The organism is Candidatus Atribacteria bacterium (genome assembly GCA_011056645.1).
In the GTDB taxonomy this organism is placed as follows: domain Bacteria; phylum Atribacterota; class Phoenicimicrobiia; order Phoenicimicrobiales; family Phoenicimicrobiaceae; genus Sediminicultor; species Sediminicultor quartus.
On sequence record DSEL01000036.1, the window covers coordinates 1 to 12,229 of the forward strand.

At 34.3% G+C, this 12,229-nt stretch carries 8 protein-coding genes; 5 read left to right on the forward strand and 3 right to left on the reverse strand.

Annotation, left to right across the window (positions count from 1 at the left end; all coding sequences use genetic code 11):
* The 4 genes from ENO17_01475 to ENO17_01490 form a co-directional block, all read left to right on the forward strand.
* Nucleotides 1-796 (forward strand): carbon-nitrogen hydrolase family protein (locus tag ENO17_01475; protein HER23720.1); only part of this gene is annotated, 796 nt, incomplete at its 5' end.
* A gap of 10 nt (nt 797-806) precedes the next feature.
* A complete protein-coding gene (locus tag ENO17_01480) occupies nt 807-1,877 on the forward strand; it encodes a nitrilase (protein ID HER23721.1) in 1,071 nt (356 codons plus the stop codon).
* A gap of 107 nt (nt 1,878-1,984) precedes the next feature.
* Nucleotides 1,985-3,343: an MFS transporter gene (locus ENO17_01485; GenBank protein HER23722.1), complete on the forward strand. Its 1,359-nt coding sequence runs from the start codon at nt 1,985-1,987 to the stop codon at nt 3,341-3,343.
* Between the two features lie 214 nt (nt 3,344-3,557).
* A complete protein-coding gene (locus ENO17_01490) occupies nt 3,558-4,949 on the forward strand; it encodes an alpha-glucosidase/alpha-galactosidase (GenBank protein HER23723.1) in 1,392 nt (463 codons plus the stop codon).
* An 80-nt stretch (nt 4,950-5,029) separates the two neighbouring features.
* On the opposite strand, the gene ENO17_01495 is transcribed toward ENO17_01490, so the two are convergent.
* Nucleotides 5,030-9,289, reverse strand: coding sequence for a DUF748 domain-containing protein (locus ENO17_01495; protein ID HER23724.1), 4,260 nt, complete (start codon nt 9,287-9,289; stop codon nt 5,030-5,032).
* A gap of 340 nt (nt 9,290-9,629) precedes the next feature.
* Here ENO17_01495 and corA point away from each other — a divergent pair, with 340 nt between their 5' ends.
* Complete coding sequence (corA, locus tag ENO17_01500) at nt 9,630-10,694, forward strand: magnesium/cobalt transporter CorA (protein ID HER23725.1); 1,065 nt, start codon at nt 9,630-9,632, stop codon at nt 10,692-10,694.
* A 71-nt stretch (nt 10,695-10,765) separates the two neighbouring features.
* On the opposite strand, the gene ENO17_01505 is transcribed toward corA, so the two are convergent.
* Nucleotides 10,766-11,023, reverse strand: coding sequence for a LapA family protein (locus ENO17_01505; protein ID HER23726.1), 258 nt, complete (start codon nt 11,021-11,023; stop codon nt 10,766-10,768).
* 38 nt (nt 11,024-11,061) lie between these two features.
* Nucleotides 11,062-12,132, reverse strand: a complete 1,071-nt coding sequence (locus ENO17_01510; GenBank protein HER23727.1) for a mechanosensitive ion channel family protein — start codon at nt 12,130-12,132, stop codon at nt 11,062-11,064.
* Nucleotides 12,133-12,229: the final 97 nt, after the last annotated feature.

The window sequence follows — 12,229 nt, forward strand, 5'->3', positions numbered from 1 at the left end:
AAAAATCCTAATTGGCAAGATCAAAGAATATTTAGAAAAGGCGGTAAAAGAGCAAGTTGATATCATTGTTTTCCCCGGGTTTACCGGATGTTTTTTCCAGCAACTGAACCATCCGGATAATATAAGTTTAAGAAATCTGATACAGGATGCAAATGGCCAGGAATATATAGAAGAGGTAAAAGAATTATCTCGAAATCTTAAAATAATAATTTGTCCGGGGACTTATTGGCAAAAAGAAAAAAATAATATCTATCATGAATCCTGTCTAATATTAAACGGAGAAGTGCTGCTTAAACAGAGACAAATTTATTTAGCCCGTTGGGAAAGGGAATTAGGATTTTCCCGGGGAGTAAAGATCGAATTAAAAGAAATAAAGGATAGGAAGTTAGCATTAATAATTTCTACCGACATTTTTTATCCCCAGGTTTCCAGGATGGCGGCTTTAAAAGGGGCAGATACCATTCTATCTCCGGTAGGCTTTACCGGAGAAAAGAACCCGGCTTTACCGCTGAGTGGACTGTGGCAAGAAGTCCAGCAAAATCAATTCTTTGCGGTAGAAAGCGGATTTAACGGATTCCTGGGAAAGCAGAGTTTTTGGGGAGAATCGGTCATTTATGCCCCCCTGGAAATGACTGAAAAGGGAGATGGATATTTGGAGAGAAGCAGCGGCCAGAAAAGTTTAATCATTGCTAAGCTGGACAATGAGAAGAGAAGAAAGGCTATTTCCCAATTTAATGTGCTCGCCCAATTGAATCGAGAATTTTACCAGCAGATGAAAATGTTTAAAGAAAGATAGGCACAGGAATATGGAATTTTTAGTGGAAAAATGGTTTAGCAAAAAAATATCTTTGGAGAGAATAGAAAAGCATTTTACACAATTAAAGATTGAAAAAAGAAGGATTTCAGAAGATATTGATGCAGAGAATATTCGGGTATCCTGTGTTCAAAGGAAGATTAACCCGGTAAATAATATTGAAGAATATATTGATATGCTTTGTGGTTTTGTAGAGCAGGCAGCAAAAGAGAAGAGCTGTATGATTATTTTTCCGGAATATAATTTTTTTGATCTATTCGGTTTAATTCCAGGATTTCACTTCATAAATCAAATTCTAAATAAAAGAGCCCTAAAAGCTATAAACCTAAAGGAAGATAGAGTGAAAGAATCAGGTTCAACTGGAAATAACAATTTTTTGGCTAAAATCTTTACAGGGGAAGCAAAACCTATTGAGAGGGGGATCAAGAAAATTATTTCTCTGCTGGCACGAGAGTATGGGATCTATATTTATAGCGGAAGTTATATTTTAAAAGAAAAAGAAGCAATTTATAATGCCGGTTCACTCTTTGCTCCGGACGGAAGCCTGATAGGAACTCAAAAGAAAATGCACCTTACTGATTTTGAAGATAAATTAGGAATAAAAAGAGGCAATAGAATGGAGGCATATTCTTTACCTTTTGGAAAAGTAATATGCCCTATTTGTATGGATGCCACTTACTTTGAGACTTTCCGTATCGCCCGAGAAATAGAAGCAGATATAGTTATTTTACCTATCGCTAATTTAGAAGAATATTCTACCTGGAAGGCCTTAAGAGGAATTTGGCCTCGGGTGCAGGAATCTTATCTCTATGGTTTAAAATCCTCTCTAAATGGATGGATTGCCGGAATGCATTTTACCGGAAAAGCCGGCATTTTCGCTCCCCTGTCAATGACTGAAAAAAAAGATGGGGTTTTATCTTTGTCTTCCTCTTATGAGGGGAATCACCTGATAACGGTTAATTTAAACTTAAAAAGATTGTATGAAGCCAGAGAAAAAGCAGAGTACCATGAAGATAAGAATGTCGAGTTTGAAAAAAATTTTATAGCAAAAACCTATTATTAAGAATGATAATAGGTAGAACATTTCCTTAATAAAATTATCATACAAGAGTAAAATTTACGGGTATTAGAAAAAACTACGCAATAGGATATTCAAGAAAGGAGAGAAAAATGGAAGAATTTAAAGGTAAGAGACTTTTTCTCTATAACCTGTCCACAACAGGATGGGTCTTGTTAGATTCGATCTGGTTGACTTTCGCTATCGCCTTTCTGCTTCCCCCCAAAGAGAGAGTGGCAGAAGGCATGATTCCTTTTGTTTCCAATGAGAGGTTTTTAGGCATAATTACCATGCTGGGAGCAGTGATGCTCTTTGGAAGGATTGTAGATGCGGTGGCTGACCCGTTGGTGGCTTCCTGGACTGACCGTTCCACCTCGAGATTTGGGAGAAGAAGATTTTTCCTGGCGATAGGAGGACTTCCTCTGGCATTATCTACAGTTCTGATATTTTTTCCGCCCTTACCCCATACTTCCTTTGTCAATGGTATCTATCTGGCTATTATTTTTGGTTTTTACTTTTTTTTCTTTACAATATATGTCGTTCCTTACCTTGCCTTAATTCCCGAACTCGGTCACAATGAAAAAGCCCGGATTGGTATTGCTACCGCTCAAGGATACTTTTCTCTCATTGGTTCAGCAGTAGTGATGATTGGCGGTCCTTTTCTTTTGACTTTATTTATGCAGAATGCTGATTACGTCAGTTCTTATCGTAAAATGGTTATTTATCTGGCTATTTTCGGAGCTCTATTATTATACGCGGCTGTATTTGCGGTAGACGAGAAAAGGTTTTCCACTGCCAAACCTAGCCAGGTACCACTGATGGACTCCTTTAAAAAAACAGTCGGGAATAAGGCTTTTATTATCTATCTTTTTGCCAATATATCCCTATGGTTTCTTTTTAATATTGTTCGTTCATCTGCCATACCAATTGTTATTACCCTGATGGGTGCTGATGAGGCTTTTGCCGGAAATATATTTACTATCCTTTTTGTCATTGCGGCACTCTGTTTCCCGCTGGTGGGATACTTAGCGAGGGTTCGAGGGAAGAAAATGATTATGATGTTAAGCCTTGGATTATTCTCTATATTTTCTATTTTTCTGTCTTTCACCGGTCTTGCCCCGCTCAATCCCAAGATTTGGGGACTAATTTTTATAGGGCTTATGGGATTTCCTGCGGCAGTACTGATGATTATTCCCAATGTAATGCTTTCTGAACTTTGCGATGTTGATTATAAAAAAACCGGGGAGAGAAGAGAAGCGATGTATTTTGGTGTCCAGGGGTTTTTTATGAAACTCAATCTGGGTCTTTCGACTGCCAGTCTTGCTCTTTTGTATTCTATTTTTGGTAAAGATATCAGTAATTCCCTGGGAGTGAGATTAGCTCCTGTATTGGGAAGTATAGTTGCCCTATTAGGGCTTATCATTATGAGCCGCTATCCGGAAAGACAGATTAAAGAACTTTTATCAAAATAGTGTAAATTTATAACCCAAAGCCGCTGAATTGTCATTTAATAAAGGTCACCAATTGGCTGGCAGGGCATTGTTCATGTTTGATAATTTTACCATACAGTTAAGTCAGAAGATAGTTTTGCTATTCGATAAGATAAATAAAAGCAGATACATATCCTTAAAATAGGATGGTTTTCTATCTCTATAAATAAAAAATTGTTTATGTGGAGGAATTTATATGTCCGGAATAAAACTAAGTATCATAGGAGCAGGTAGTGCTATTTTTTCTTTAAAATTAGTGGGAGATCTTTGCAAAGCAAAAGATCTGTCCGGAAGCTCTATTTCACTTATGGATGTCGATGAAGATCGCTTGAATTCAGTACACAATTTAGCAAAAAGATACGCTGCTCTATTGAAAACTGATTTAAGTTTCGAGAAAACAACAGACATGAAACAGTCAATTAAAGGGGCAGATTTCGTAATCAACACTGCTCTTATTGGTGGCCATGTTCAGTTAGAAGCCAGCAGGAAAGCGGGAGAAATGCATGGATATGCAAGAGGCATAGATAGTCAAGAATTTAATATGGTTTCTGATTATCACACTTTAAGTAATTATAATCAACTTAAATATTTTTTAGAGATAGCTCATAGCATGGAAGAAATATGTCCAAATGCTTGGCTGCTTCAGACAGCTAATCCGGTATTTGAAGGTACTACCCTGATATCAAGGTACTCTAACCTTAAAGTTGTAGGTTTTTGTCATGAACATAACAGTGTTAAAATTGTAATGCAAAGTCTGGGATTAGACATAAAAGATGTAAACTGGCAGGTTGCAGGATTTAATCACAATATATGGCTGACCCGGTTTCTTTACAAAGGTAAGGATGCATATCCCCTGCTGAACCAATGGATAGAGCAGAAAGCGAAAAAATGGAAACCTAAAAATCCCTTTGATGACAAAATGAGTCCTGCGGCAATAGATATGTATAAATTTTATGGTAAAATGCCCATAGGAGATACTATCCGGAATGGGAGCTGGAAATACCACTACAACCTGGAAACGAAAAAAAAGTGGTATGGAGAACCATGGGGGGGAGCAGATTCTGATTTGGGTTGGTTGTGGTATCAAGAAAATCATTTGAAGGAATTGACGAAAAAAAATTCCCAACTTGCCTCCGATCAATCGGTTAATCTTTTAAAAGAATTTCCTCCTGAAGTTCAAAGCGGGGAACAACATATTCAATTTATCAATGCATTAGTTAATGGGATTCAAGAAAGATTAGTGCTAAACATCCCAAACAAAGGACCGATAATCCTGGATATCCCCGAGGATGTAGTAGTGGAAATACCGGTCATGGTAGACCGGGAAGGAATTCATCCTGAGGAGATAAATCCTCCCTTACCAGAGCGGATAAAAGATATGTATTTAGCTCCAAGAAGGTTAAAAATGGAATGGGCTTTAGAAGCATTCGTTTCCGGTGACAAAAAAATACTTCAAGAAATTTTGGTCAGAGATCCCCGCACTAAATCCTTTGAGCAAGCAGAAGCCGTTATAGAAGAGATACTCGCTCTACCATTTAACCAAGAGATGAAGAAACATTATGAAAATAAAATTATTAACGCAAAATAAATTCCAAAGAAGGCATACTATTTTCCCAAAATAAGGCTAAGTCAATTTATAACCTGAGCTTTGTTGCCGGAATATATTTATTAAAATTCGAATTGTATACCCATTTTAATTTCAGTATTGTTCTTTTCCAGGGCGAAGGTGTTTATTTCGGCAGTAAAAGACAGATCCGGTTTATATTGATAATCAATACTGAAATTCTTTTCGCTATAACCATCAAGTGAAGTAGAATAGGTTAGAAAAATATCTTCGGTAATATTTTTGCCTACTTCAATTCCGAATGTTTTAAAATTTAAATCATAAAAAGGAGTTGACTCACTATTTTCTTTAAATATCGTTTCTATTCGGAAAAGATCTAATCCTAAATAATTGGCAATCTGGTTTTCAGCTCTTCTCAGAAAATTAATGCTTAGTCCTTGAAAAATTAAGTTAAAAATTTCTTCCCTTAACAATGCGTCAACTTCTCCCTCTGATAGGCCACTAATATTTTTATTTAAAGTTAATAAAGAAATAATTTCCGCCTCGGTTAAAGCAGGTTTGGAAGTGAGCGATATTTGAGGAGCAGAAAGATTTCCGGAAATCTTTAAAAAGACCGTTACCTGGTTTATTTTAGTAGTGGCTTTAATATCCAGGAGTAAATCAGGACCGGTGAGTTCATTCAACAATAATTTACCTTCGCTAAATTGGAATTTTTGCTCGAGGAATAAAAAATACCCTTTTCTGATGGTTAATTGACCGCTAAAAACGGGCTGAGGTAAATCCCCTTGAATTTTTACTTCTCCATCTAATTTTAATTCTACATTGGGAGCTTTGAATTGAAAATTATTTAAAATTTTGGCAGAAAGATCTACTTTGCCCTTTAAATCCGTTAAAGAGCCATTTTTTCCAGTGCTAAATTGAAAACCTGGCTTCCAATTCAACTCTCCCTCAGAAAAAATAAATTCTCCTTTTAATTGAGGGGAATCGAAAGAGCCATTAAGTTCAGACTGGAAATTCACTTGAGTAGTCAGCATATCTCCATAGATTAATTTCCCTTCTTCGTTCCATATTTTAATTCTAAGATCATCAGGGCGGAAATTAACTAATTTAAAATCTCCGGAAACATAAATTAAATTATTATCTAATATAAAAGTAAGTTGTCTAATTTTTACTAAATTATTGACAATATCGATTTTAGATTCTATTTTATCTAACTTAATGGGGGTAGAAATTAATTCTAAAATTCCCTGATCGAGGGTAACTTGTCCATTTAGAATGGGCTGACTGACTGTGCCGGATAAATTTAGGGTAAGATTGGTAATTCCTTGAACCTGTTTAAAGTTTCCATCCCAAAATATTTGTATGAAACTTAAATCAGCATTTTCTAAACTGACCTTAAAGTTCAAAGGTATTTTATTAAAAGTCGGATCCAGCTCCTCTTTTTTATCAGAGACCATAAAAGGAAATGGTATCTTTCCTTGCGCCTTAATTTGAAGATTCTGTTGATAAGAGATGATTAATTCCTGTATATCCAGATTGCCCTCTTTCCAGTTAATTTTACTTTGAAGATCCTCAAATTTAAAATTACGGAATGTGCCGTCTTTTATTTGAGCAGAAATAGATAAATCAGGGCGCTGAAATGAACCCTGGCAAACTCCAGCAATAATAAGATTTCCCTTTAACTCTTCTTTGAATCCGATAAGTTGGCTAAGGTTGTTTAAATCGAATTCCCTCGCTTTAAATTGTATATCTAATAAATTTTGGTTGATATCCAGCCATCCTTCAGCTAAAAATTGTCCTTCTTGCTGTTTTAGCAATAATTCACTTATATTGATTTTAGATTCCTTTTTTTCTAAATTTAATTTTAAGTCATATTGTAAATCGATTCCATCTTGAGGAGTGGAGAGTAGAGACTCTAAAAAAAACTGTTGAGAAGTCAAGTTTCCCATTATTTTAAGTGTTCCCTCTATTTTTGAAGGAAGAAGGTTAGCCATTTTTAGATCTTGAAGATTAGTCAAAGCAATCAACTGCTTTAAATTTTTATGATTAAACTTTATATCCAGAGAAAAAGGAAGGTCTTTTTGTAAATCAGCTTTTCCCTGGACGTTCATTTGCATTTCTGCCTGCTGGAAGCTCAATTCTTCAATAGTCAATTGATAATTATTAATGCTCCAGTCCGTAAAATTCTTTAATCTATCTGTTGACAGTCCAAAATGAAAATTCCCTTTACCCAAAAAATAATTTTGTATAGAAATTTCCTCTAAATCTAATTGGCTATCTAAAGAAATATCCGGCCAATTACCTTGAAGGTTTACAAAACCATGAGCCCATCCGGACAAAGATTCTTCAAGTGCGAGTAATTCGTTTACATAATTCATATCTATTTTGGATATTTGAAGTTTTAGGTCTACTTGCTTCTGGCTGTCTTTTTGTAAGTCAACCTGTCCGACGGCAGTTAAACTGATGTTGTTATTATCTAAAGATATCTGCTTAAATTGTACGAAAGGAAATTGATAGGATATATCTCCTTCAAAATTATTTAGAGCTAAATTTTCCCAATTAGCGTTCTTTAACTCTAATTTTCCCTCTATTTGAGGTTGGGAAGCTGTTCCCTGAATTTTAGCGGAAATACTGGCAATTCCTTCTAATTCATCAAGATTAGGTAAAAAGGAAAGATCATTCAAAGAAATATCCCTACTATCGAGTTTAAAGTCCCATTGATTTTTTGAATCCAATTTTCCGGATAGATTAAATTGATTTTGAAGATAGGATATGGTGAGTCTATCTAATACGAAGGAAGAGGAATTTAATATTTCCATTTCCAATTGAGCACCAATGGATTCATGCAATTGATTGTTCCATAATTTTACTTCCTGTGCGCTTATTTGTCCGGTTAAGTTAATGGGAGAATTTGCCAGAAGATTCCCTTCTACGGTGAAATTTCCAGATAAATTGCCGGAAAATGAATCCAAAAAGGCTATTTTCTTGAAGGCAGAGTTTTCTGAATCAAGTCCTTTGATCTGTGCAAAAAATTGATAAATCGGAGTTGGTTTTTCCCAATCAATTATTCCCTTTACTTTTATTTCAGTATCTTCCCATTGGGCTTCCAGGGATTCAATCATAAGTTGTTCTTCTTTAAAAGAGAACAGAAGGTTTGGATTTTGTAATTGCCAGTCGTTTAGGTTAAGTGCCAAAGAGCCCAGTTGGCCAGTTACCTGGAAGTTATCAAGGTTACCCTTTAAATTGACCCCCAGGGAGATATTCCCTTCTAATAAAAAACCGCTTTTTGCCACAAATTCCTCCAGCTCTTCTTCTAAAGTATTTAAGGGAAAATCTTTTATGTCTAAATCCAGATTAAAGTTGGCTATCTCTTGAAAAGAGATTTGTCCCGAAAGATTGAAGGGTTGGTTATGAACAAATCCTTGAAAGTTATCGATTTGAATCTCTGTTTCCCGGAATTGAATTATACCATGAATATTTTCAAGGAATATTTTATTTAAAGGATCGGGTCTTAGGTTAACTCCTTGAAACGATACTTCACCTTGCCAGGATGTCTGCGCAGGGACTAAAGTTGGATCAGAGTCCAAGGTAAGTTGTAAATCAAATCGACCCTTTTCCAGATTTAACGCTTCAAGACCGTCGATGTAATGTTGAAAATGCTTCATATCCGCATTTTTAAGTTGACAGTTTAGAGAATAGAGGGATTGATCGATAAATAAATATCCTTGCATAGCGATTGATGAACTATCTTTCTCTATCAATCCATCAAATTCAAATTCAACTTTGGGTAAATCTTTTAAGTCTAAAAAGCCATTTAGGTGTTTAGCCTCTGTGGACAAACTTTCGCTTTGATAGACAAAATCATCTTGGAAGAGGAGGAGACTATCTTTAAAATAAATTTTATTAAAAGTAACATTACTTTTAATCATATCCGGATTAAAATTGAAATTTTTTACCAGGTCAAAATCTCCTTTTAAATCTCGGTGAAGCTGTAAGCGAGCCTTATGAAAAGTAAGTTGGGTGAGGACTAATTGCCAGTTTTTTACTCGCGGGAAGGAGAAGTTAAATCGGAAATTTACCGTAACCCGTTCTGCCTCTAATAAGACGATATTTCCTCCGGTGGTAGTGTTTTCTAAAATAGCTAAATTAGAAAATACCAGTGAATTGAAGGATGCTGATTGCACTTCTTCTATATATATACTTTTACCCAGATTATTTTCTAATTGTTTGATGATTATTGGTTTTAGATAATCTCGGAACGATTGATTGTTGAAAATAAAAAGATATCCTGCGACTAAAATGGTGATAAACAGGGTCACTATTAAAAAAAATATTATAAATTTTCTGCTGAATAATCTAAACAAATTAAGGTTACCTCAATATTGAAAATGTTTAATAATAAATGGGTGAATAATGTAATACTATCATTGCAGATATTAGATTGTTAAATGATGGTTGTAAAAAAGCTTTTTATTAAATTATAACATAATTGATATAATTTTATCACCACAACACATCTACATAGCGAAAAATACCGAACTCTTTGATCTTATAGGCGAAGGCTTTACTTATTTTTAATATTTTTCAAATAAAAGAAGGATTTGACCAAATTATCACGTATTAAATAAATATTGGTAAATGCGAAGGGGAGGCTAAAAGAGTTTTTGCGAAAATATAGCAATATGAATTACGAGGTGAATTGTAATGAGTAAATCAGTTAAGAAGAGATCAAAAAAAGCAGGTCTTCCTCCCGGTACTCTTATGCACATAGGAGATAGGAAGACTAAAAAAGCGGAAATTACACTTATTGATTATAATAAAGAACAATATCAAGAGAAAGAGATAAAAAAAATCGAGGAATGTTTTCCTCTTAGGGATAAACCCGCCGTTACCTGGATAAACATAAATGGCGTCCATGATATTGAACTCATGGAAAAAATTGGAGAAATTTTAGGTTTACACCCTCTTCTATTGGAAGACATTATGAATACTGACCAACGTCCCAAAATGGAAGATTTTGGAGACTATATCCTTATTATCCTGAAGATGATTTATTTTAATGAAAAGATTAATAAGATAGAGATCGAGCAAGTTAGCTTAATTCTTGGGTGCAATTTTGTTATTTCTTTTCAAGAGAAAAAAGGTGATGTTTTCGATTCTATCAGAGAGAGAATTAGAAGGGGAAAGGGGAAAATGAGGAAATCAGGAGCTGATTATCTGGCATATTGTTTGTTAGATGCTATAGTAGATAGTTATTTTGCAATTTTGGAAGGAACCGGAGAAAAGATTGAGGAAATGGAGGAAAAATTAGTAGCTAATCCTATACCGTCTACTCTCCAGGGAATTCATAACTTAAAGAGAGATATGATATTTTTGCGTAAATCTGTTTGGCCTTTGAGAGAAATAATAAGCGGTTTAGAAAGAACGGAATCAGTGCTAATAGAAGAAACTACCGGTATCTACCTGAGGGATGTTTACGACCATAGTATTCAAGTCATTGATACCATAGAAACTTTCCGAGATATGATCTCCGGGATGCTGGATATTTATCTTTCCAGTATTAGCAATAAAATGAATGAAGTGATGAAAGTATTAACCATAATAGCTACTATATTTATTCCTTTAACTTTTATTGCCGGAATTTATGGAATGAACTTCGCCTATATGCCAGAACTGCAATTACGCTGGGGATATTTTGCTGCCCTATTTATAATGGCAGTCGTAAGTATTATAATGCTATTTTATTTCCGCAAGAAAAAGTGGCTGTAGGACTGTAGGAAAAGAAAAAAATAATATCTCTTAATTTTATCTATTCTAATTTATACTACTTTATTTTTTCTTTATTTTATTTCTTCTTTGGTTAATTCAGCAATTTTCTTTTTCTGACGGGTAATTAATCGTGTTCTTTTCATTCTTGAAATAGTAGTAACTAAAAAGCAGGTTAATATTCCGGCAATAAAGGTAATAATTAAAATTAAGGTAAGAGAGATTTTTACTTCCCAACCAAGAAAGTAGACCATGAGGGGAAAGGGATTTTGAAAAGAAAAAATAACCATAGAAATGGCAATTATCGCTGCTAAGATCAAATAAAATTGCATAACAAATATCCTCCTTAAAATTTTAACTTAAAACCTGATTATTTTTTATTTTCGTTAGAAAGAAATAGGGTTTGAGTAGGATAAGCAAATTCGATTCCTTCTTTTTCGAAGGTTTCTTTTATTTGAAAATTAATTTCTTGTTGAATATTCATATATTTATTATAGTCACGATCATTGACATAATACACTACTTCAAAGTTTAAGCTGAAATCCCCATAAGAAGCAAAATGGGCTCGGTCAAAGGTTGTTTCTGGAATTTGAGTAATAATTTCTTCAACTATTTGGGGTATTTTCTTTAACTGTGTTAGGGTAGTTTGATAGATAACACCAAATTCAAATACAATTCGCCGTCGATCCATTCGTTTATAATTTCTTATTCTGGAATTAGTTAGGTCCGTATTGGAAAAAATGAGTTGTTCGCCCCCCAAGCTAATTAGGCGGGTTGTTTTAAGGCCTATTTTATCTACAGTACCTTTAAATTCGCCAATGATAATAAAATCACCGGTCACAAAGGGGCGGTCAAAGAAAATGATAAAGCAGCTGAATAGATCTCCCAAAATAGTTTGAGCGGCAAGCGCAATGGCAATACCGCCAATGCCCAATCCGGCAATCAGTGCCGAGATTTTAACCCCTAAGCTATCCAAGAGAATAATAAGAACGATGCTCCAGACAATAATTTTTATAATAGCAATAATGCCTTTTAATGCTTGTTTTTTAGCCTGATCTTTTTCCTTTTTTACCCAGTAAGTTTCCAGTCCATAGGTGGTGATAGAGAGTAAAAATTGAATTCCGAAGAAAGTTAAAAGGATAATGACGAAAATATTAAAAAACTTTTCTATTTGCGCTTCTAAGGTAAGATACTTAATACTGATATAAAAAGCACCAAAATATACTAAATTTAGAAAAGTTTTTATTTTTTCTTCGAATGCCTTAACAAATTTATCATCTATTTTACTGGTGCTCTTTTTCGCCCAAGTTTTTAGTAATTTTAACAAGATTCCTTTTGCAATTTGAACAGCTATTATAAGTAAAATAAAAATTGCTATAGCAACGATATAATCGATAATTCTATTTTGAAAATAAGTTTGCTGCAGAAAACCGTTAATCATTTTATATTCTCCTTAAGCTAAAGATTTTTAATTTTAAGAAATAATAAACTCTTAATTAAAAAAATTTGATAATCTATATTAATTATATATATTCTGG

Coding starts and splice junctions, on each gene's coding strand:
- ENO17_01480 (HER23721.1), top strand. CDS start 807: ATGGAATTTTTAGTGGAAAAATGGTTTAGCAAAAAAATATCTTTGGAG.
- ENO17_01485 (HER23722.1), top strand. CDS start 1,985: ATGGAAGAATTTAAAGGTAAGAGACTTTTTCTCTATAACCTGTCCACA.
- ENO17_01490 (HER23723.1), top strand. CDS start 3,558: ATGTCCGGAATAAAACTAAGTATCATAGGAGCAGGTAGTGCTATTTTT.
- corA (HER23725.1), top strand. CDS start 9,630: ATGAGTAAATCAGTTAAGAAGAGATCAAAAAAAGCAGGTCTTCCTCCC.
- ENO17_01505 (HER23726.1), bottom strand. CDS start 11,023: ATGCAATTTTATTTGATCTTAGCAGCGATAATTGCCATTTCTATGGTT.
- ENO17_01510 (HER23727.1), bottom strand. CDS start 12,132: ATGATTAACGGTTTTCTGCAGCAAACTTATTTTCAAAATAGAATTATC.